This is a genomic window from Thauera terpenica 58Eu, from assembly GCF_000443165.1.
Lineage (GTDB): Bacteria > Pseudomonadota > Gammaproteobacteria > Burkholderiales > Rhodocyclaceae > Thauera > Thauera terpenica.
Genome location: NZ_ATJV01000049.1, coordinates 1 through 21,896 on the forward strand (window position 1 = coordinate 1; position 21,896 = coordinate 21,896).

Genomic DNA, 21,896 nt, shown 5'->3' on the forward strand with positions numbered 1-21,896 from the left:
TTCGCTCGCGCTGCCATGCTCGACCTCAAACCGTCAGGAAGTCCGGCGCCGCCGGGATGGATGACATTTTATTGCACCAACGCCCGAAAAAACTACTGGACATGACATGCCATCGCGCCCTACTGAAACAATACGACGACAGCAGGCCATGCTAGCAAGAATGCATCCATCTGCAGCAGAAACAATCATGGAAGACCAGCCCTCCGCCACATTCGATCCTGCAGGCAGGCGATGGCTCATACTCCTTTTCATTCTTTTCGCTTTCACCCTGATTCCGTTTCGTCCGCTGGAGATGATTCGCGATAGCGTGTATTGGGCGGGGCTGGTGGAAACGCTCGACCCCAGGATATGGCACCCCCATCATCTGATCTATATGCCCATCAATGCGCTCCTACTTGAATTTTTGCGCATTTTTTACGCGGACAGCACCGCAATAGATGCTGGTCAGGTGCATAGTGCCTTCTGGATGCTGATCGCCGTCCTGTGCACACGAGCAATCGCCCTCAAAGCAACCGGCAGCCACCCAATAGCCTTTCTCTTGGCTGGGTTACTGCTGACCAGCCAGATGGCATGGGTTTTTGCGATGCAACCGCAGGCCTACGCTCCTCTTATGGGAGCATTAAGCCTGCTACTCTGGACTCTTTTTTCAACGAGGCCGGATGAATACAGCACTGCGTGGATGATAAAAATCGCAGCGCTTTACGCAATCACAGTTCTATACCATCAGGCCATGGTGTTGATCTGCTTTCCATTAGGTTACTACCTTTATTCAACAAAAGGAAAAAACGGGCTGCGTGCTGCATTGATGGTTCTTTTCACATCGGGCGCAGTCGTTCTCTCTCTATATATATGGGCTGCATCCCATGTGCAGGAAAACCTTTCACTCCAATCCTTCATAAACTACCTGACCTTTTTCGGACAGGTCATGGCGGACCCCAAGTACTTCAACTTTCAAAATTACAGTTGGGCTAACTCGTGGGTCCTGCTGCAGAGCCAGTTCAACGCCTTCCAGCTGCCTGTCTGGAGCATGAGAGAGGGCGTTCTCGGCGTATTTTTTACTGGACTTGTAGTCATGCTCGCCTGGAACATCAGGCAGATCCTATCGAAAGCACGTCATAGACAGGAGCGTTCGCTCCTTCTCTTTGTGCTTGCAATTTTCTGGACGCTTACGCTCTGGGGAAATCCAACGGATGACGGCTGGCCCACCTTCATTCTCATTCCACTTTTCTTTCTGCTCTCCATTTCACTTGGAGATGGCCGCGACGCAATTACAAAAAACACCAAGAATCAATCACTCGTTTTTATTGCCCTTCTCCTCGCGCTCACTGTCGGCGCCGCAAGAAATCTACACGGCCGCATTCTGCCGATGCACCAGGATGAGGGGGTGGATTATCACTGGGCCGAGGCGATTTCTTCAGTCACGCCGGTCGAATGCATTGTCCTCGAAACCCGGATGCTGGCTTACTACAACTTGGGCTATTACTTCGAAAGAAAGATACGCGACTATTGGGACATCATAACCGCTGCATACTACGGCAGTGAGCAACAACGAAAAGCGTATTTCGGCGAAGGTGTGGAAGCCTCATGCTTGGTAATTGATTCGCGCTATCTTCATCCCTCCTACTCCGTTTCCGGAAAGACGGCTTCGGATTTTCCCGGTGAGTGGATCGGCCTTCTCTCCTGGATCTTCGACATCCAGAAGGCTGCGGAAGGCACCTACCAATGGCGTGACTTCGATTTCATCCGGGCAAATAACGGGGCGAGCTACCTGCTTATTTCGAGGGAAAGAACGACTGACTCCCAACCGATTGGGCGGTTCTGGAAGCGCCTGAGTGAAATCGACGCCATCAGTCCTGCAGTCACGGGCTCCGTAGCGCAATGGCTTGAGGATGCATGCCGGCTACCAGATAGCGCAAGACAGCCGCTCCATTCCGCCACTTGCGAAGCCCGATTCGATCTGCAGTAATGTGACGCCGGTGCGAGCTCATCGAGGACAGTGAACCCGTGGCTTCAATGCCGACGTCAACTGACTCGCGCTCATCAAGGGGTTGATTCAAGAGCATTCCTCGCGCGGGCTGCGCGGAACAAGACCTCAGAGCGCCGCGAGCACTTGCTGGATGATCTCGGTCTGAGAGTCCTCCATACCCAGCCACAATGGCAGCCTCACCAGCCGATCGGCGATGTCCTCGGTGACCGTCAAGGCTTCGTGCGCACGACCGAAGCGCCGCCCGGCAGGCGCAGCGTGCAGCGGAATGTAGTGGAACACGCTGTGGATCCCGTGTGCACGCAAGCGCTCGATGAAGGCGGTGCGCTCCTCCAGGCCGGGCAACAGCAGGTAATACATGTGCGCGTTGTGGGTACAGTGCGCGGGGATGACCGGCCGTCGCAAGCGGCCTTGACGCTCCGCCTCGGCGAACCATTGGTGATAGGTGTTCCAGATGCCGAGTCGGCGGCGGGTGATGCTGTCTGCCTCCTCCATCTGCGCCCACAGGAAGGCGGCGATCAGTTCACCTGGCAGGTAGGACGAGCCGATATCCACCCAGGTGTACTTGTCCACCTGGCCACGGAAGAACTGGGAACGATTGGTCCCTTTCTCGCGGATGATCTCGGCGCGCTCCGCACCTCCCGGTGCGCTGACCAACAGCGCGCCGCCTTCGCCGGAGATGATGTTCTTGGTCTCGTGGAAGGACAGTGCGCCCATGTGACCGATCGCACCGAGCGGCCTGCCCTTGTAGCTCGCCATCACGGCCTGAGCCGCGTCCTCGATCACCAGCAGGTCGTGGCGGCGTGCGATGTCCATGATCGCGTCCATCTCGCAGCCCACGCCGGCGTAGTGCACCGGCACGATCGCACGCGTGCGCTCGGTGATCGCCGCCTCGATCAGGCGCTCGTCGAGGTTCAGCGTGTCCGGTCGGACATCGACGAACACCGGAACAGCGCCGCGCAGCACGAAGGCGTTGGCCGTCGACACGAAAGTGTACGAAGGCATGATGACCTCGTCGCCCGCTTTCAGATCCGCCAGGATCGCCGCCATCTCCAGCGCTGCGGTGCACGAATGGGTCAGCAGCGCCTTCGAGGCGCCGGTGCGCGCTTCAAGCCAACGCGAACATTTCCCGGTGAACAGGCCGTCGCCGGCCAGGTGACCATTGGCATGGGCCTGAGCGATGTACCAGAGCTCCTTGCCCGTCATGTGGGGCTTGTTGAAGGGAATGTTCATGGATGCAAGCCGGTGGTGTGTGAGGAAGCGACGCTTGGTCGAAAGACCCAGAATTTCTGCAACAGGAAGAGCAGGACCGCGAGGGTGAGAATCATCACGCCCTGAACGGCCTGATGAGGGTAGCCGAGTCGATCGACCAGGATCAGCAGGGCTCCGAGGTTGATCAGGTAGCCCAGTGCGTAGGATACGCAGTAGCGCACGAAAGTCGGCCCACGCAAGCCCCCGTGGCGAAACGACCAGCGCTTGTTGAAGGCGAAGGTCTGCACCACGCCCAGCACGTAGAGCAGGGACATGGCGAGCTTGGACTCGATGCCGGCCGCGGTGAGGGCCAGATAGGCGAGATAGAGGACGATGTTCGATCCCAGCCCGACCGTCGCATAGCGGATGAACTGGCCGACGGTGGCGTCCGCACTCATCGCGGGCGCACCCAGTGGAAGGTCATGGACGGCGCCGGAAAGCTGAAACCCAGGCGTGCATAGAGATTGAGCACCCGATGGTTGCGCGCCACGATGCTGGTGCGCACCCGGCTCGCCCCGTCGATGCGGGCTCGGCACATCATCGCCTTCCAGGCGCGCATGCCGTAGCCCTGCCCCTGTCGTGCTGGTGCGACCGCATTGAGATGCCAGTAGCAAGTGCCGTCGGCTAGCAACTCGGTGACGAAAAAGGCCACCAACTGGCCGTCCTCACGCAGCACGTAAAGACGCTGGGTGGGGTGCTCGAGGCTGCTGCGCACCCAGTTCTGGTAGCGCAGATCACCCAGCTGCGACGACAGCCGCGGATCGACATGAAAGCGCTCGTTTCTGAAGGCCGCGCCCGCCACCTCAACGATCTCCGCGAGGTCCGCAGCGCCTGCGCGCACGACCTCCAGCCCCTGGACATCCCCGGGCCCCGCCGAGGCCAGGTCGCCAAACTCGGGCTGGTACACCATCTCGATGAAGCGAAAACCGATCTCCTCGAGCAGCATCGATTCGCGCAGGCGCTCGCAAGCAAGCCGGCAACTCGCCAAGCCCACGCCGCCCGCCGCGCAGGCAGCGACGAAGGGTGCCAGGTCGGCAGCCGTCGCACCGTCGCGGGCTTCGATGCGCGAGATCTGCACCACCGGATAGCCGAACACCGCGCTATCCCAAGGCGCTTCCGACCAGCCAAGATCAATCGCCCCGGTGTCGATGCTGCCACGCAGCGGGTCGGTGGCAAAACGCTCAAGCACGCTAGTCATGATCATTCTCCGACTCAGCGCGCTCACGGGTCGACGACATCAGCGCGTAAGGAGGCCGCTCCATCGAGCGGAAGTGCATCCGCGCCAGATACTCGCCAAAGATCCCGAGGGCAAAAAGCTGGACCCCGGAGAAGATCGCAATGATCGAAGCCAGGAACGAGAAGCCGGGGACCGCGCTGCCCTGAATCAGATAGCGCAACAAGACGTACAGGAGCACCAGGAAGCCTACCGACCCGAAGGCGATGCCGAGCACGCTCGCGATCTGCAGCGGCAGCACCGAAAAGCCAGTCATCATGTTGATCGCGTGGTTGATCAGCTTCCTCAGCGTATAACCGGAGTCACCAATGGCACGCTCATCCTGGCGGACCTGCACCGAGCCAAAACGCGTCGTGCCCCAGGTCAGCAGCACGTCGATGTTCACCGACGGACTGCAGTAAGCGGCGAAGGCCTCGCGCAGGCGGGTACGGAAGACCCGAAACGCGCTCACCTTGCTCGCCGACTCCACACCCATTGCGCTTTTCAGCGCGAGCTTGGTGATGCGCGAGGCCTGGTCGCGCAGGAAGCCATGCGTCTCCGCCTGCGGATAGCCGTAGACCACGTCGCAGCCTTCGTCCAGTTTGACGAGCAGGCGGTGAATCTCTTCGGGGGGATTCTGCAGGTCATCGTCGATGGTTACGATCAGCTCGCCACGGGCTGCACGGATGCCGCACAGCAGGGCGTTATGCTGACCGTAGTTGCGCGCCAGGCGCAGACCGCGGACCCTGGGGTCGGCAGCGGACAGTGACTCGATCACGCTCCACGAGTCGTCGCCGCCGCAGTCCTCGACAAGGATGATTTCGAACGGGTCGCCAATCGTTTCCAGCGCCGCGACGAGGCGGCGGTGGAGTTCGGGCAGCATGGCCTGCGAGCGGTAGACAGGAATCACTACTGATAGGCGAATCGACAAGGTAATCCCTCCCCTTTACTGCTCGACCGGCTCACCAAAAGAGTCACGCCATCTTTGCTGAATTTCATCTGGCGGACAAAAACGGCAGCCTCGGTTAACTTCATCGGCAACGGACTCAGCCTGAGCATCAGGCGCGGACTTCCCTGCTGACTCCAACTCCGCGGAGGCTTCACTCCCCTGGCGACCCTCCTCCGTGGTCACAGGCGAGGCTTGTGGCCTTGCATTTCGAGGGACCGCTGCCTCCTTCATGATCGGCTCAGGAAAAGGCTCCTTGCCACCGAGATCCAGATACGCCTTCTTCAACCCCTTGGATGACGGAAAGCGCCGCAGTCCTTCGGCAGCAGTCGCTAGCGCCGACTTTGGATCACCCAAATCACGCTGAACTGCAATTAAAGGCAAATAGGCAGCCTGAAAATCAGGATTGAAACTGACGGCTTGCGCATACTGCCCCATCGCAGCCCCTTTATCCCGCATCTGCTCGTAGACTCTGCCCATCTCAAGATGAATCTGAGGCCGCATCCAGAACGTCTTTTCGCTTTTATCCAGGACGTATACATAGTTTCCGATAATCTCACCAAACATCCATTTCCGATCTGATTGCGATCGAACAGAACTCAGGCGATTCCGCAGGTAGTTGACAGCAAAACAGTAGTGATGGAAATGAAGCCAATTATTCGCGCCAAGACTACGCTCAGCAGCACTCATCTCAGCCTGAGATGAACCTCCAAGTTTCACTCTGCAAAGAGGAGGCAGCGCTGCTATCTCAGCCTTGGTCGCTGGCCCAGAGGGAAGCTCAGCTCCCGCCTGCGGGATAATCATCGCAACAAGACATGCAAAGATCATTCTTTTCATTTTTCAGCTCACAGCTTTTAAATGGTGAATCGCTTGGTGCGCTCGGCAACCGCATCCCAACTCAGCGACGTACGTACCCGTTCGAGTCCGGCACGGCCAAATTCAGCAGAACGTTCCGGATCGCCCAGGAGAGCAGACAACGCCTGAAACAACTCCGGACCGGACTCTCCGTCAACACGCAATCCAGTAAAGCCGTCCAGCACCGCGGAGCCAGTCCCCCCTGCCCGCCCTGCAATCACCGGTTTGCCGCAAGCACCGGCCTCGAGAAAGACAATCCCAAAACCCTCTGTATCGCCCGAAATCTCGCGGTTTGCGAGCACAAACAGATCGCAAGCGTTGTACCAACGTGGCAGGTCCTCCATAGCGACATGCCCCAGCTGATGCACGCGGGCACTCATGCCGGCATTTTCGGCTTGCTGACGCAGATACGCTTCATCCTCACCGATACCTATGATCGCGTAATGCGCATCCAGCCCTCCCTGCACAAGAGCCGGCAAACTACAGATCACCTTGTCAAAGCCTTTCCGCCGACTCAGACGACCCACGGACAGGATCAGCTTTGTACCGGGCCCCAGACCGAGACCATCGCGCAAGTCCTGAAAATGCAGATCCGGCCGAAAAAGATCTGTATCCACTCCCGGATGAATCAACACGATACGGTCCTGATGGACACCCATGCCAATCAAGGTGTCGCGTGTGAAATCACTATTGGCGATGACTTGATCCGCATGCTGCAAGGCAAAACACATCGCCTTGTACTTATTGCCCTTTCCCCATCCGGTCAGTTCCTCGCCATGTGCATAGATCACCACCGGCCGGAAAGTGAGCCGTGCAACCATCCAGGCAATCAAGCCCTCAGGTAGCGCACGCCCCGCATGAATCGCATCAAAGCGCTTGGTAAGCGCCAGCCACAGTGCAACGAACAGGAGTTTCAGGTACATCACCAAGGATTCCGGCTTGAGCCACGGGACGCGCTTGAGTGACAGACGATGAATCGAATTGGGGTGATCACGGTCATGATCAGCTGCACCCGGCACATCCGCCGTGATGACATGAACACCTTTCCCCCCCAGGCGACGATACACCTGATCGAACCAAACGGCCGTACCACCCTTGGTAGGCAAAAAGAGCTCGGTGAGAACCAAATAGCGTTTGGACATGGCAGATTCCGTAAATATCTTCGAAGGCTAACAGCCCACGCGTCGAGTGTCCTGTGCAGACTCAACAGTCGTCAGCACACGGATGAGGAGCGGAATCAGAAAACGCAAGCCACTAAGCTTCAACGCGCGCGACAACACAGCGCTTGCGAGCAGGCGGCGCAGAAAAAAGGTGAGCCGCAGCGCAGCGCCATGGTGCAACAGTGGAGAATACTGAACTCCAAATGTGTCGACCAAGGCGGCAGGACTCAGGAAACAAACGCTAGGGTGGCGCCTCACTACGCCGCGCAGCGCGCTGACGAGTTCGTTCAGTGCCTGCTCGGCAGGTTCTTGCGCAGCAATGAAACTCTCGCGATGCGTCTCAATCAGAGCCGGACGCCCCAAGGCCGTACGCTCAGCGACGCCCTGCCACACCTGCTCGGCGCGGTGACCGCGAACAGGCTCGAAATAAACATCCCGCACCAGGTAGCGGATATCACCGAACCCGTGCTGAGCATTGAAGAGCTCTCGTGTGGGCGGCATGAGGCCACCGTCTGCGCTTCGCCCCTCGTACTGCCGGCCACAGCTGACGACACAACGCACCCCATCTGCTGCCCAGGCTCGCTCAACGGCAGCACTCCAGACGAAGGTGTTGGGCACTGCAACTTTGGGCCGCTCACCAAAAATGCGCTCAAAAACCTCCCCCTCTTCCCTGACCGCAGCTTCGATCTCAGCGTCAGGCAAGGCGCTGCTGGGCAAGACGGTGGAATCGACCCATCGGCTCTGCAGGGCCGATGGCAGACGCTCACTGCGCGCATCCGGGTCAGCCAGCCAGCGCCGCAGTTCGAGATCGTCGCGCGCGCGCCCTAGCAGGGATGCCGGCCAGAAGTGCTCAAGCCCATGTCGCTGCACACTAAAGACGCCCTTGTTGCAGCCCGCGCGCATAGCCTCGACGATGGGCGCGTACGCATCTTCGTCGAGCAGGCGACGATGGTAGCGCTGGCAGTCATCTGCAAGGATCGCCGCGCCGTCAGGCTTGCCGAGCACCACGCCAAGCGTCATTAGCGCCGGACGACCTTCCCGATCGCAAATATCGGCCAGTTGCTCTGCGATACGCCGCAGCATCAGCGCATCGGAAGCCGGACCCGGGCCCCAGTCGTCACTCTCGATGATGACGACGGGACGAGCGAACACGGGCTCTCGCCACAAAGCCCGCAGCACGCGCGCCTGAGGCGCCAGAAGCGCAGCGGTGAGCGCCAACCATATCAGCACAAAAAAGGCGAATGTGCTCACGGGGTCGCCGGTCCGACTCTACGAGGGACGGGCGTTTCAACACTGCACGTGATGTGCTGGGCACTTGCTGTAGGTGACATGGGCTAACATGACGGCCGATTCAATGACTTGCGGCATTCTAGAGCGATGACGACACGACGAGTACTTTGCGGCTGGGTGAATTTCAACGAGCGTGTTGCATCACACGATGCGCTGCAGGCCATGCTCGGCGCCGAAGGCCTGAGCCTGGGCGATGTGCAGGTACAGGCCAGCGAGACGGGGATGCTCGCCTGCACCCAGCCCGCCTGCTCCTCTGCGACAGACTTGGGGGCAGGATGCGCCGCAATCGTGCTCGGACGGCCGCGCTGGCCTGAGGCTGCGCTGGCAGCACGAGCACAGTCAGACGGCCAGGCTGCAGCCGTGCTCGCCGCCTGGCGCGATGGCGGCGAGCATGTCCTGCAGGCCATGCAGGGCAATTTCGCCGTGGTGCTGGTCGATAGCCGCCAGCGCCGGGTGGTGCTGGCCATCGATCGCAGCGGCATCGAGCGCCTGTGCTTCACGCTTGTCGGCGAGACCCTCGTGTTCTCGACCAGCGCGCGCGCAGTTGCCCGCCACCCACTCGTGGCGGCGTCCATCAGTCAGCAGGCGCTTTACGAATACCTCTATTGCCACATGGTGCCCAGCCCGGACACCGCGTTTGTCGGGGTGGAAAAGTTGCTGCCGGCACAGGCGATCAGCTTTACCGGCGACGCGCTGACGCGGCGTTTTTACTGGCAGCTTGGCTACGATATCGACCACAGCAGCGACGACGCCACACTGCGTCAGCGCTTCATGGAGCTCACCGAGCAAGGTGTGGCACGCCAGAACGACGAGCAGCGCCCCACCGGCGCCTTCCTCTCCGGCGGCACCGACAGCTCCACCGTCAGCGGCATGCTGGGCAAGGTCAGCGGCAAGGCGGCTGAAACCTTCTCGATCGGTTTCGACGAGGAGGGTTTTGACGAGCTGGAATTTGCCCGTATCACCTCGCGCCATTTCGGCACCAAGCCTCATGAATACTATGTGACTGCCGACGACGTGGTCGAGGCCATGCCGCTGATCGCCCGCGCCTACGATGAGCCCTTCGGCAATGCCTCGGCAGCACCCACTTATTTCTGCGCCAAGATGGCGCGCGAGCACGGCATCGAGGTCGTGCTGGCTGGCGATGGTGGCGACGAATTCTTCGGTGGCAACGAGCGCTATGCCAAGCAGGGCGTATTCGAGCATTACCACCGCGTGCCCGCACTGCTGCGCAACATCATGGAACCGTTGGTGATGAAATTCCCGCTGGGCGGGTCCATCATGCCGCTGCGCAAGGCGCAAAGTTATCTGCAGCAGGCCCGCGTTCCCCTGCCCGATCGCATGGAGACCTACAACTTCCTGCACCGCAGCCCCTTGCTGGAGATCCTCGAGCCCGACTTCCTCCAGGCGGTCGACACCGAGCGCCCGCTGGAGTTGGCACGCGAAGCCTATTTCCGCTGCGGCTCGTCCGAGATGATCGAGCGCATGATGCACCTCGACCACAAGACCACCCTGGCCGACAACGACTTGCGCAAGGTGACGCGCATGTGTGAGGCGGCGGGCGTGGAGGTGCGCTTCCCCTTCCTCGACGACGACCTGATCGCCTTCTCCGGGCAGCTGAAGCCGGAACATAAGGTGCACAAAGGCCGCCTGCGCGTGCTGTTCAAGGACGCACTGCGCGGCTTTCTGCCCGACGAGACGATCACCAAGAGCAAGCACGGCTTCGGCCTGCCCTTCGGCATCTGGCTCAACGAACACGGCGCGCTGAAACAGCTCGCCGAGGATGCCCTGATCAGTCTAGGCAAGCGCGGCATCGTGCGACCCGGCTATCTGGACTACCTGCGCCGCGAGCATGCCTCGGGCCACGCCAGCTATTACGGGGTGATGATCTGGGTGCTGGTGGAACTGGAGTTGTGGCTACAGGCCAACGCTACCCCCTGATCGACGGGCCGCAAGATCACCGCCCTGCCCGTAAGCACGGTCAGGGCGGTGATCTCGTGGTAGCAAGCATTTCCTCGGAGGGATTCTTGCGCAGATCATCCATTGGCAGCAATCGTCGCGGCGGCATTTTGACCAATTTCGGCAATTCATGTTTTACCAGCGCGCCGGTAATAACGACAATCACGATCAGGTGATAGAAAAGATCGAAGTATTGCAGCCCGAGAAAGGACCCGGCAGACATATAGCCGATGAGGCTGACCTGCACCATGGCCGAAAGGTCTCTCGCCCAGGCGAGCTCTTCGTGCGGTTTCGAAAGACGAATGATCTGCGCCGCCGAGCGCCAGGTGAAGATATGCAGCAGCACGAACATGCATAGACCGATCCAGCCCAATTCACCCAAGGCGCCAAACCAGTTGCTGTGAGAGTCGGTTCCACCATAGCCCGTCACCGCGCGGAAACCACCACCAAAGAAGTTCATATTGGCCAGCTCGATGGCATTTCCCCACGCATAGATCCGTCCCATTGCGGACGCATCCTCCTCATAGCTCTCTATGGTGTGCATGCGATCGAACCATTCCGGCGGCATCACATACAACACCACTAAAGCAACCGGAATCAGAGCCAGGATGATGCCGAAACGGTTACGTGCCTTCATCAAGAAGAAGAGACCGGTTGCCAGCAGTCCTAGCAGCGCCCCACGCGAGTTCGTGCCGATGATCGCGATCAAGGTCAGGGCACCCGCCGCGAGCAGTGCCGGTTTTTGCCAGGCCTGTGTGGCCTGAATGCGTACGTACCAAAGCAGCGGCACCGTCATCAGCAATGCCAGGGCGACAGAGTTGCGATCCTCAATGAAAGACCCACCCGGCCCCATGACGTTATTGCCGCTCCCCCCCGTCAGCACGAAAAGGCCGCCTTTCACGCCATAGAACGCCAGTGACAGCGAGATGACGACAATCAGCCAGTACAGCCGCTCACGACTGTTTATGACCAGCATGGTCACGAAGGTCATCAGCATGATTCGCCAGACCTTGTCCCATTGTGGCCAGGCCAGTTCGGGATACATGGCAAGCAGGGTGGAGATGAACATCCAGGCAGTGAAGATCAGTAGCAGCTTTGTTTCACGCGTCCAGATGAATTCCTTTTTTTCACGAGAGATTGCAATTGCAGTGAAGGTCACCAAGGCCACAATGAGCGCAAACGGCATGGAGGTCGAAAACCCCCACGCCAGCCGGTGCGGGTTCATATAGCCCAGCCAGCACCACACCAGGATTCCGATCCATGGTCGCCAGAAAATGAAGGGCAGCGTCCCGAACACCGCCAGCGTGACGATTATGTCGCGCATGAAGCCCCCGACGCGTCCACCTTGCTGAGCACGTAGCGATACTTGCCGGATTTCTCCGGCGCAATCTCATTCACTTCCTCGACCTCGATGTGCACCCCTTCACCCAGGCGCGCCGCCAGGCCGCGCTGGATGTGGCGCGTGATGTCGGCATCGAAACCCGGCCCCGGCACCACCTGCACGCGCGTAAGGTCCAGGCTCTCCTGCATGATCTTGAACCCCGCCACCTGCGGCAGGTCGCGCAGGATGTAGATCAGTGCCAGGCCATGCATCACCGTGCCGTCGCGGGCGACGACGAAGTCCGTTGCCCGGCCCTGGATCTCCTTGAGCATGGGCAGGCCGCGGCCACAGGCGCAGCTTGCGGTGTCCATGACGGCGACGTCACCGGTGCGATAGCGGATGAAAGGAAAGTCGCCGGTGGCGAGGTGGGTGACCACGATCTCGCCAGCCTCGCCCGCAGGCAGCACGCGACCGTCAGCGTCGACGATCTCGACGATGATGTCCTCGGCGGTCAGGTGCATGCCCCCCGACGGGCATTGATGGGCGATGAAGCCGGCGTCGCGCGAACCATAGCCGTTGGCCACCGCGCAGCCGAAGATGCGTTCGATAGCCTCACGCTGGTGATCGTAGAGTTTTTCCGAGGTGCAGAAGGCGACCTTGATGCCGAGTTCGTCCATGCGCATACCGCGCTTTTCGGCGTGGCGGGCGATATGCGACAGCGCCGAAGGGTAGCCGAACAGCATCTTCGGGCGGCGCTCGCGAATGCGGGCGACAAAACCATCCAGCTTGGCTGCAGACATCTCGAAGGCGGGCAGCAGCTCGGTGCGCAGCAAGGTGTCGCGCAGCGCACGCACGCGGTCCTGCGCAGTGAGTTCGATCGGCGAGCCCCAGACCACGATCTCCGGGTCGCCGATATCCACACCCCACCAGCGCGTGGCGCGCCATTTGGCGGCGACGTCATGGCTGACACGCTGATTGCCGATGAAGAAGATCAGCGGCTCGCCGCTGGAGCCGCCGGTATTGAAGCGCGCCAGACCGACCGCATTGTCGGCTTTCAAGGCATCAGGATTGGCACGGATTTCAGCCTTGCCCAGGAAAGGCAGGCGCTGCAGGTCGGCCAGGCTCGTCACCGCTGCAGGCTCGAAGCCCGTACGCGCGAACAGCTCGCGGTAGTAAGGCACGTGCTGCTGGGCATGTTGCAGCAGACTGCGCAGACGCTGGAGCTGCAATTGCGCCAGGCGATCAGGGCTCCACCACTGCGTTTGTTCGAGTTGCTTGCGCACGACGACGGTGTCGTGGTGCTTGAGGCGCTCGTGCAGCGGGAACACCAGCCCCGAGACCGCGCGCGTATAGAGGCTGTTCATTTCGCCACTTCCCGTCAGCGCGCGGAGGTCAGCGCGAGCATGGCGACCAGGGAGTCGCCCATGTCGGCAACAAAGCGCTCGAGGGTAGTGGCGGCGGCGTCGTGCTCACCTTCGACGTAGGGCGCATAGACCATCACCGCGGCCGAATCGTCGCCTTCGCCTCTGAGCTTTGCCAGCGCCAGATAGACCTTGGCCAGGTAGTCGCTGGTGGTCCAGCGCCCGCCCACCCAGTAAGCACTCCACACGATCATGCGGCCGTGTGCGCTGACCATCTCCAGGCTGGCCCATGTCTGCTCATCCCCATCCAGCTTGACGAGCGGACTGCCCGAAGCCGTGCGTGTCCACACCGGGTCCTTGCTGATGAGCACGCGGTTCTCGGAGTTGATCAACTCTTCGCCGGGCTTCTGGTCGCGGTAATAGGCAATGTAGAGACCGACCGGACGGTCCGCCCCGCTCCACGCCGCGCGGTATTCGCTGCGCATGCCCGAATAGCTCGGCGACCACACGGGCAAGAGCGCGACATCAGCCGGCGCGAAATTGGCGTGGGAGGCGAGCTGGGCAAACTGCACTGGCCCGTGCTCGCCCTGGCGATCGAGATAGGCCAGCAGCGGATTCCACAGGCTGACCGCTGCCAGTGCTACCGCCAGCATGGCGAATCTGCTGCTCGTGCCGGCCTCAGGACCCGTCCCGTCCAGCGCATGCGATGTCGACACCGGCGCCAGCTCCTCGTCTTCCTGCCAACGCGAACCGATCCAGAACAGCGCCATGATGATGATGCCGAAGAACACCCAGCCATACACCAGGTGATCGGCGCCAGCGGCCAGCTTGTTGCTGCTGAGGTGGCCGAGCATGACGATGCCGTAGGCGCGCAGCCAGTTGGCAAAAATGGGAACGATGATGGAGGCCACGACGAAAAGCAGGCGCTTTTGTGTGCTGCGATAGTTGAGGTAGGCATACAGGCTGCCGACCACGATCGAGGCCATCAGGTAGCGCACGCCGCTGCAGCCCTCCACCACCTGCCAGCGTCCGGACGGAATCACCAGATTGTAACCTTCGGCATACACCGGCACGCCAGAGGCGCGCACCGCCCAGATGATGAAGTGGGTGGTCCAGTCCATCATGGTCGGAAACAGGAACTCACCGAACGGCACCATGAAGAACAGGAAGCCGATCGGGAACGCATAGGTGCGCACCACCGCCGTGCCCATGACCGCCCACACCAGACCGACCAACATGCCGACGAAAGCGAACTGCGACACCGCATCGACACTGGCCAGCTCACCCAGCAGCCAGGCCGCCCCGGCGCCGAGGCCGATGACGATGCCAATCAGCGACGACGCGATCGGCACGCCATGAATGAAGTGGCGACGCCGCCAGATCAACCAGACCGAGATGGGCGCGATCACATAGCCGTGGGCGAAGGTGTCGGAGCGCTCCCAGATGTCGACCATCGCCATCAGCGTGTCGCGATACCAGAACGCGAACCACAGCAGGCTCGCGGCCAGCACCAGCAGGTGAAGCCTGCGCGCCGCCGGGTCGCCGACATCCGCCGCTGCCTGCCGAGCGCTGCCCGGATGAAGTGAATGCATGACCAGTCCTTGTGTATTCATGTTGCGCGCTGCCTCCGGATGGCCCCGATGGTCTCCGTGTAGGTGGCGAGCAAAGCGTCGCGCACCGCTGACCATTGATAGCGCTGCACCTCGGCCAGCCCGGCGGCGACAAGCCGCGAGCGCAAGTCGTGGTTCTCCAGCACTTCGATCGCGGCCGCGGCCATCGCCTCAGCGTCATCGACCGCCACCAGCATGGCCGTGTGGCCATCCTTGACCATGAAGGGGATGCCGCCCGCGCGCGTACTGACCACCGGCACACCGCTGGCCAGCGCTTCAAGCAAGGCATTGGGCATGTTATCAACGCGACTGGCGTTGAGCATGAGATGTGCATCACGGTAGAGCGCAGCCATCTGCTCGCGATCGAGCCGCCCGCTGAAGCGCACCTGCGCGGCAATGCCCAGGCTTTGCGCCAGCTCGGCGAGCGCAGCCGCCTCTGGGCCTGAACCGGCGACGGACAGGCGCGCGCCGGGAAAGCGCGCGAGTATCCGTGCAAACGCCTGCAGGGCGACGTCGTTGCCGTAGATCGGCTCGAGGTTGCGCGCCACCACCAGATGCGGACCCGGGCTGAGCGCTGGCGGGGTGGCGTCAGGATGGAAGCGCTCGAGATCGATGATGTTGGCCACGATGCGCCCGTCCATGCCGTGGCGCGCGAACACTTCGAGCAAAAAGGCCGACGGCAGCACCAGCGCACCCGCGCGCCGCATGCTGGGACGCACCCAGCGCCCGGCTCGCTGCAGGAAGGCATCCGCCTCGCCGCCGCGGTAATTGACCACCACTGGCGTGCCCCGCAGCGCCGCAATCCACACCGCGGGCGCGGCGAACAGGTGCCAGGACCAGCCGGAGTTGGCCATCACGTGCACGACATCGGCGCGCCCGCAGCCACGCCACAAATGGAGCAGATAGGGCAGCAGCCGGAACAGCGCGCGCACACCCTTGAGACGCTCGGCCCATGCCGGACGATAAGGCGCATTGACCTGCACGACCTCGACCTGCGCGCCTTCTGCACGCAGCAGCTCGGCGAGCTGGCGAGTCTGGTTGGCCATGCCGCCGGCCGGCGGTGGCAATGGGCCGACGAGAAGGACGCGGAGAGCAGAGAACTTCATCACCGCCTGCGCATGGCCAAGGGATGAGGTGCGGAGGAAGGGGCTGTGAGGGGATGCAAACGACTCATCCTGTCACTTTGTCCGTGAGGCGGTGATAGACGGCGGCGTAGTTGGCCACGCTGTTCTTCCAGTTGCGCACGTCCTCTACGAAATGGCGCCCGGCCGCGCGCATGGCGGGCCAGCGCTCACGGTGAGCGAGCATGTCGAGCACGGCGGCGGCGAGCGCGTCGGCGCTGCCGGCCTTGAACAATGTGCCGGTCTCGCCGTCACGGATCAGCTCACGGTGGCCGCCCACATCCGAGGCGACGAACAGCCTGCCCTGCGCCATGGCCTCGAGCGGCTTGAGCGGGGTGACGAGCTCGGTCAGGCGCATGGAGTGGCGCGGATAGGCGAGCAAGTCGATCTGGTCGTAATAGCGGCTGACTTCGCTATGCGGCACGCGGCCGGTGAAGATGAGCTTGTCCGCCACCCCCAGACGCTGCGCCTGCGCTTTCAGATTGGTCTCCTGCGGACCGCCACCGACCAGCAACAGGCGCAGCTCGGGGCGCTTGTGCAGCAGCGCGGGAAAGGCGTCGAGCAGCAGGTCAAGGCCTTCGTAGGCGTAGAAGGAGCCGACAAAACCGAGCACGGTGGCGCCCTCCAGACCAAGCTGGCGACGCAGCACGGGGTCGGCCGCGCCAGAGAGCTGAAAGCCTTCGACATCGACGGCGTTGGGGATGACGGTGAGCTTGGCTGCCGGGATGCCGCGCTCGACGATGTCACGGCGCAGACCTTCGCAGATGGTGAAGGCGTGATCGATGCGCTTGAGCGCCCAGGTCTCCAGCGCGCGGGTGACGCGATAACGCACGCTGCCCTCGGTGGTGGTGCCGTGGTCGACCGCTGCGTCCTCCCAGAAGGCGCGGATCTCGTACACCACCGGAATGCCCAGCTTCCTGCCTGCGCGAATCGCCGGAATGGCGTTGAGCACCGGCGAGTGCGCGTGCAACACGTCCGGCCGCAGTTCACGCGCCAGCTCCTCGATGCGTGCCTGCACCGCACGCATCTGGCGCAACTCGGCAACGCCGCTCGCTGCGGGTGGCGGCAGCGCGGTGCGGTGAAAGCGGAGGCCATCGACCTCCTCCACCATGGCCGCGGTGACGCCCTGCTTGGGCGAGCTCAGATGAAACGTCTCCCAGCCCAGGGCGCGCTGCTCACGCAGGATGGCCGCGGTGCGGAAGGTGTAACCACTGTGCAGCGGGATGGAGTGATCGAGGATGTGAAGAATGCGCATCAAATGGCCTCAGGCCCGCCCGCAAATGCCGTGAGCGAGATTGACTACAAGCTGCCCGCCACGCGTCGCTTGGCCGCGGCACTCGCCCGGTCGCGCTTGGCTGACGGAATGAATCTGAATCAGGTCGATCAAGGCAACTTCGCCAGACGCAGAGCTCAGGCAAGGGCCGGCGCGACCGACTCGGGCGCGGGCTTCACGGCTCCGTCCAGATTGCGCAGGAAGGCCTCGAACATCAACAGCGACCACAAGGGCGCGCTGTAGTCACGCGCACCGGACTGATGCGCGTCGACCAGATGCTGCAGGTACTCACGATTGAATATACCGGTGGCGGCCAGGGTTTCACCGAGCACAGCGTCACGCACGCGCTGCTTGAGCGGGCCGCGGAACCAGCGCGCGAGGGGTACGGCAAAGCCCATCTTGGGGCGATACAGCACCTCGTGCGGCAGATAGGGCTCCATCGCCTTCTTGAACAGATACTTGCCCTCGTTGCCCTGGATCTTGAGCCCGGAGGGCAGCGTGGCCAGCCATTCGACCAGCTCGTGGTCCATCAGCGGCTCGCGCACCTCCAGCGAGTGCGCCATGCTGGCACGGTCGACCTTGGTGTTGATGTCACCGACGAGGTAGGTCTTGAGGTCGAGATACTGGATGAGCGCGAGTGGATCATCGGTGCGAGCCTGCGCGGCATGGCGGCGGAAAACGTCGAGCGCATCGTAGCCACCAAGCTGGCCGCGGAAATGGGCAGAGAACAGCCTGGCGCGCATATCCCCGCGCAGCAGCGATACCGAATGGAAGTAGGCCTCGACCGCGTCGCGCGCCATGGCCTGGAAGGTGGTCTTGGCGCGAAACACGCGCGGCGCCCAGTCGGCCTTGGGATAGACCCGGCCGAGCAGGCCGAACAGCGGCTGGCGCAGGCCCTGCGGCAAGGCGGCGCGCATCTTTTCTTCCATCAGATGCATGCGGTAGCGGCGATAGCCGCCAAAGCTCTCGTCGCCACCGTCGCCCGACAGCGCCACCGTGACGTGCTTGCGCGCGAGCTGGCACACGCGATAGGTGGGGATGGCGGAGCTGTCGGCGTAGGGCTCGTCATAGAGCGCGGCCAGGGTGTCGATGAGGTCGAAGTCGTCGGATTTCACCGTCTCGACGAAGTGATTCGTGCGGTAGCGGTCCGCCACTTTCTGCGCAAATTCGGACTCGTTGAACTTGGGGTCGTCAAAGCCGATGGAGCAGGTATTGACCGGCGCGTCGGACAGCCCGGCCATGATCGCGACCACCGCGCTGGAGTCGACGCCACCGGACAGGAAGGCTCCCAGCGGCACCTCGGAGATCATGCGCAGGCGTACGGATTCGCGCAGGCGCGCGGTGAGCTCGGCGCTGGCGTCGGCGAGGCCGATGTTGTTGTCGAGGGTGAATTCGACATCCCAGTACTGCCTGGGCTCTGGAATCGGCAGGCCGCGGCGGATGCACAGCGACTCGCCGGGGCCGAGCTTCTTGGCGCCCAGAAAGATGGTGCGGGGCTCGGCGACGTAGCCCAGCGCGAAGTACTCCTCCACCGCCAGCGCGTCCATGCGGCGATCGAGCGCGGGGTGCTGCATCAGCACCTTGAGCTCGGAGCCAAAGGCGAGCGTGCCGTCCTCGAGCAGGGCGTAGAACATCGGTTTGACCGCCAGACGGTCGCGCGCCATGAACAGGGTGTCGCGCTTGCGGTCGTGGAGGCCGAACGCAAACATGCCGCGAAAACGCTGCACGCAGTCCTCGCCCCAGGCCTCCCAGGCATGGACGATGACTTCGGTGTCGCTGCGGGTGTGGAAGACGTGACCGAGCGCTTCGAGCTCGGGGACGAGTTCCTGGAAGTTGTAGATCTCGCCGTTGAACACCACCGCGACCGAGCCATCTTCATTGAACAGCGGCTGCTGTCCCGTGGCCAGATCGATGATGGACAGCCGGCGGTGAGCGAGCGCGACGCCGGGCTCGAAGTGATAGCCCGCCTCGTCCGGGCCACGATGGTGCTGGACGTCACTCATGCGCTGCATCAGGGCGCGATCGAAGTCGCGCTTGCCGCGGGTATCGAAGAGGCCGGCGATGCCGCACATGATGAGTTCCTTGGGTGTTGGGTTTAGCTGCCGAGCGCAGGGGGCGGCAGCAGGCCTTCATACAGCGCGGTGTAGCGCGCCACCATGGCATCGAGGCTGAAGCCCTGCTCGACGCGCTGACGACCTGCTGCGCCATGCTCATGTCGCAGTGCAGCATCGGCAGCGTAGCACATCAGCGCCCTGGCCATTGCTCCAGGGTCAGCAGCCGGTACCAAGGCGCCGGTGCCCCTGGGCACGACCAGCTCGGCGTTGCCGCCGACGGCGGTGGCAATCACGGGCAGGCCGCTGGCCATGGCTTCAAGAATGGTGTTGGAGATGCCTTCGGTACGCGACGGTAGCACGAACATATCCAGACTACGCATGACATCTGCCACATCCTTGCGCTCACCGGCCAGCCAGACGAAGTCGCCCACGCCAGCACTGCGAATCTCGGCCTCGAGCTCGCCACGCAGCGGGCCGTCGCCGGCGATCAGCAGCCGCAGCGCCTGCGCTGTCACCCCGCCCTGCTGGCGTGCGAGGGCAAAGGCGCGCACCAGGGTGATCTGGTCCTTGACCGCCTGCAGGCGTCCGACAGTGCCAACGACGATGCTGTCCGCGGCCTCGAAAGGTGAGCCCGCCACCACCGTGCGTCGGGCATCGGCCGCAGGAAAGAAGCGTGCGGTGTCGACACCATTGCAGATGCGCTCGACGCGGTCGGCATCGATGCCGACCCGATCCACCAGATAGGACTCGATGTGGCCGGACAGCGCCACGTAGCGACTGACGAAGGGGCTGTAGGCGCGGCGCAAGAGCTGGAACTTGCGCCGCGTGCCTTGCGGATCGGACACGTCCCAGCCGTGTTCGCCATGCACTCGTGCCGGCACCCCCGCCAGCCTGGCAGGGACGACGCATTCGAGCGCGGCGAGGTTGCGCGTATGCACCACCGCCGGGCGGCGTTCGCGGAACAGGCGATACAGGCGCGGATAGAGCTTGATGCCATGGCCGGGCGGCTTGTGCAGCGACAGGAAGTCCACGTCCGGCCGCGTAATGCGCTGGCAAAAGGCCGGGGCGCAGTGGGTCAGCGCCACCACCGCATGACGAAAGCGCTCGGCGGGCATGTGATTGATGAGGTTGGCGACGCCGTTCTCCAGCCCGCCAACGTCGAAGCTGTAGACGAGGTGCATGACCAGCGGCCGCGCGTCGCTCACGAGCCCTGCCCGGCAGGCCGCAGCGCAGCACACTCGGCTTCAGCTGCCGGCACGCTGTCGTGCGCTTGCACGCTTTGCGCCACGCCCAGCAGCCGATCGAGCAGGGCGAGGTGGGCCGGCCAGCTGTAGGCGCGCAGCACGCAGTCGCGCGCCGCCACGCCCATCGGTCCGCCACGCTCGGGGTGCTCGAGCAGCGCGCTCACCGCCTGCGCAAACGCGGCGCCATCCGCTGCGATCTCGCACTCCGTGCCCGAGCTCGCCGCCAGTCCGACCGCAGGCGCGGCCGACAGCACCACCGGACGCGCCATCGCCATCGCCTCGAGCACCTTGTTCTGAATGCCGCGCGCGATGCGCAAGGGCGCGACCACAACATCCGCATGGGCGAGGTAGGGGCGCACATCCGCCACCGTGCCGGTGACGACCACGCCTGCGCCCGCCAGAGCCTGCACCGCCGGCGAAGGGTTCATGCCGACGATCCAGAAGCGCACATCCGGGCGGGGCGCGCGAATCGCGGGCAGGATCTCGGTGGCAAACCAGCTCACCGCGTCGATGTTGGGCCAGTAGTCCATGGCGCCGGTAAACAGCAGCACCGGCCCGCCTGCGGGATAGGGGTTCACCGGCGCATGCGCGGGGGAGAAGAAGTCCGCGTCGACGCCGTTCTGCATCACCCGCGTACGCGCTGCGGCCTCGGGCGCGGCCTTGGTAAACAAGGCGGCCTCGGCTGCGGTGACGAACAGGCTGGCATCGCTGCGCGCCGCGGCATGACGCTCGAAGGCCAGCAGACGCTCGCCTTCGCGCCGATACAGCCAGGACAGGGGCCAGCGCCGGTCGGCGGCGTACTGCGTCCACTTCGCTGAATCGACGTCGCAAAAATCAATGATGCGGCGCTGCAAGCCGGGCGCATCGAGGTATTGCGCCATCGGACCGGAAAAGGCCACCGCCTGTTCGATGCCCTGCGCCGCGACCGTGGCACGCACCCAGGCGGCCAGTTGCGCGCTGCGGTAGTAAGGCAGGCTCAACGCCTCGCCGCTGAGCAGGCCGCGCAGGCTCTTGATGCGGCCCAGGCGCGGCGCAAGCGTGATGGCGCAGACGTCCTCACACCACTCGGACAGCTTGCCCACATGCTGGTGGTCGTCGGGGTGATCGACAAAGGTGCCGAGAAAGACGCGGTGCGTGCGCGCAAGCTGGCGCAGGATGTTGAAGGAGCGCAGCTTGTCGCCCTTGTTGGGCGGATAGGGGATGCGGTGCACCAGGTACAGAATCGGCGGCAACGCGCTTCGCGAATCAAGCATCACC

The 21,896-nt window shown here is 62.7% G+C and carries 17 protein-coding genes; 2 read left to right on the plus strand and 15 right to left on the minus strand.

Features of this window, described 5'->3' with window-relative positions; all coding sequences use genetic code 11:
- The first annotated feature begins 187 nt into the window (after nucleotides 1–187).
- Complete coding sequence (locus M622_RS28605) at nucleotides 188–1,966, plus strand: glycosyltransferase family protein (RefSeq protein WP_021249064.1); 1,779 nt, start codon at nucleotides 188–190, stop codon at nucleotides 1,964–1,966.
- A gap of 126 nt (nucleotides 1,967–2,092) precedes the next feature.
- Here the strand turns inward: M622_RS28605 and rffA are convergent, their stop codons facing one another.
- From rffA to M622_RS28640, 7 genes are read right to left on the minus strand one after another with little or no spacing between them, the layout of a single operon-like run.
- Nucleotides 2,093–3,217, minus strand: coding sequence for a dTDP-4-amino-4,6-dideoxygalactose transaminase (gene rffA / locus M622_RS28610; RefSeq protein WP_021249065.1), 1,125 nt, complete (start codon nucleotides 3,215–3,217; stop codon nucleotides 2,093–2,095).
- Nucleotides 3,214–3,633, minus strand: coding sequence for a GtrA family protein (locus tag M622_RS28615; protein ID WP_021249066.1), 420 nt, complete (start codon nucleotides 3,631–3,633; stop codon nucleotides 3,214–3,216). Before M622_RS28615 ends, rffA begins: the two co-directional genes overlap by 4 nt.
- Nucleotides 3,630–4,433: a GNAT family N-acetyltransferase gene (locus M622_RS28620; protein ID WP_031346717.1), complete on the minus strand. Its 804-nt coding sequence runs from the start codon at nucleotides 4,431–4,433 to the stop codon at nucleotides 3,630–3,632. The genes M622_RS28615 and M622_RS28620 overlap by 4 nt, the downstream gene beginning before the upstream one ends.
- Nucleotides 4,426–5,379 (minus strand): glycosyltransferase family 2 protein, encoded by a 954-nt coding sequence (locus tag M622_RS28625; protein ID WP_174377412.1) that lies wholly within the window; start codon nucleotides 5,377–5,379, stop codon nucleotides 4,426–4,428. Before M622_RS28625 ends, M622_RS28620 begins: the two co-directional genes overlap by 8 nt.
- Before the next feature lie 15 nt (nucleotides 5,380–5,394).
- Nucleotides 5,395–6,231 carry a tetratricopeptide repeat protein gene (locus M622_RS28630; RefSeq protein WP_157281993.1) on the minus strand — a complete coding sequence of 279 codons (837 nt, stop codon included), beginning with the start codon at nucleotides 6,229–6,231 and terminating at the stop codon, nucleotides 5,395–5,397.
- A 17-nt stretch (nucleotides 6,232–6,248) separates the two neighbouring features.
- Entirely contained in the window at nucleotides 6,249–7,391 is a 1,143-nt protein-coding gene (locus tag M622_RS28635) for a glycosyltransferase family 4 protein (RefSeq protein WP_021249070.1), read from the minus strand.
- Nucleotides 7,392–7,418: 27 nt separating this feature from the next.
- Nucleotides 7,419–8,660: a hypothetical protein gene (locus M622_RS28640; RefSeq protein WP_021249071.1), complete on the minus strand. Its 1,242-nt coding sequence runs from the start codon at nucleotides 8,658–8,660 to the stop codon at nucleotides 7,419–7,421.
- 126 nt (nucleotides 8,661–8,786) lie between these two features.
- Between M622_RS28640 and M622_RS28645 the strand changes: the two genes are divergently transcribed.
- Complete coding sequence (locus tag M622_RS28645) at nucleotides 8,787–10,637, plus strand: asparagine synthetase B family protein (protein WP_245543053.1); 1,851 nt, start codon at nucleotides 8,787–8,789, stop codon at nucleotides 10,635–10,637.
- A 40-nt stretch (nucleotides 10,638–10,677) separates the two neighbouring features.
- On the opposite strand, the gene M622_RS28650 is transcribed toward M622_RS28645, so the two are convergent.
- The 8 genes from M622_RS28650 to M622_RS28685 form a co-directional block, all read right to left on the minus strand.
- The gene (locus M622_RS28650) at nucleotides 10,678–11,979 is read right to left on the minus strand and encodes a putative O-glycosylation ligase, exosortase A system-associated (protein ID WP_021249073.1); all 1,302 of its coding nucleotides are present in this window, start codon (nucleotides 11,977–11,979) and stop codon (nucleotides 10,678–10,680) included.
- Nucleotides 11,967–13,340 (minus strand): phenylacetate--CoA ligase family protein, encoded by a 1,374-nt coding sequence (locus M622_RS28655; protein ID WP_021249074.1) that lies wholly within the window; start codon nucleotides 13,338–13,340, stop codon nucleotides 11,967–11,969. Before M622_RS28655 ends, M622_RS28650 begins: the two co-directional genes overlap by 13 nt.
- A gap of 14 nt (nucleotides 13,341–13,354) precedes the next feature.
- The gene (gene xrtA / locus M622_RS28660; RefSeq protein ID WP_031346725.1) at nucleotides 13,355–14,950 is read right to left on the minus strand and encodes an exosortase A; all 1,596 of its coding nucleotides are present in this window, start codon (nucleotides 14,948–14,950) and stop codon (nucleotides 13,355–13,357) included.
- Complete coding sequence (locus M622_RS28665; protein WP_021249076.1) at nucleotides 14,947–16,053, minus strand: glycosyltransferase family 4 protein; 1,107 nt, start codon at nucleotides 16,051–16,053, stop codon at nucleotides 14,947–14,949. Before M622_RS28665 ends, xrtA begins: the two co-directional genes overlap by 4 nt.
- Nucleotides 16,054–16,117: 64 nt before the next feature.
- The gene (locus tag M622_RS28670) at nucleotides 16,118–17,323 is read right to left on the minus strand and encodes a TIGR04063 family PEP-CTERM/XrtA system glycosyltransferase (protein WP_021249077.1); all 1,206 of its coding nucleotides are present in this window, start codon (nucleotides 17,321–17,323) and stop codon (nucleotides 16,118–16,120) included.
- A 155-nt stretch (nucleotides 17,324–17,478) separates the two neighbouring features.
- A complete protein-coding gene (locus M622_RS28675) occupies nucleotides 17,479–19,413 on the minus strand; it encodes an XrtA/PEP-CTERM system amidotransferase (protein ID WP_021249078.1) in 1,935 nt (644 codons plus the stop codon).
- 23 nt (nucleotides 19,414–19,436) lie between these two features.
- Entirely contained in the window at nucleotides 19,437–20,576 is a 1,140-nt protein-coding gene (locus tag M622_RS28680; protein ID WP_174377413.1) for a TIGR03088 family PEP-CTERM/XrtA system glycosyltransferase, read from the minus strand.
- A gap of 20 nt (nucleotides 20,577–20,596) precedes the next feature.
- The gene (locus M622_RS28685; RefSeq protein WP_052028702.1) at nucleotides 20,597–21,892 is read right to left on the minus strand and encodes a TIGR03087 family PEP-CTERM/XrtA system glycosyltransferase; all 1,296 of its coding nucleotides are present in this window, start codon (nucleotides 21,890–21,892) and stop codon (nucleotides 20,597–20,599) included.
- Nucleotides 21,893–21,896 lie beyond the last annotated feature (4 nt).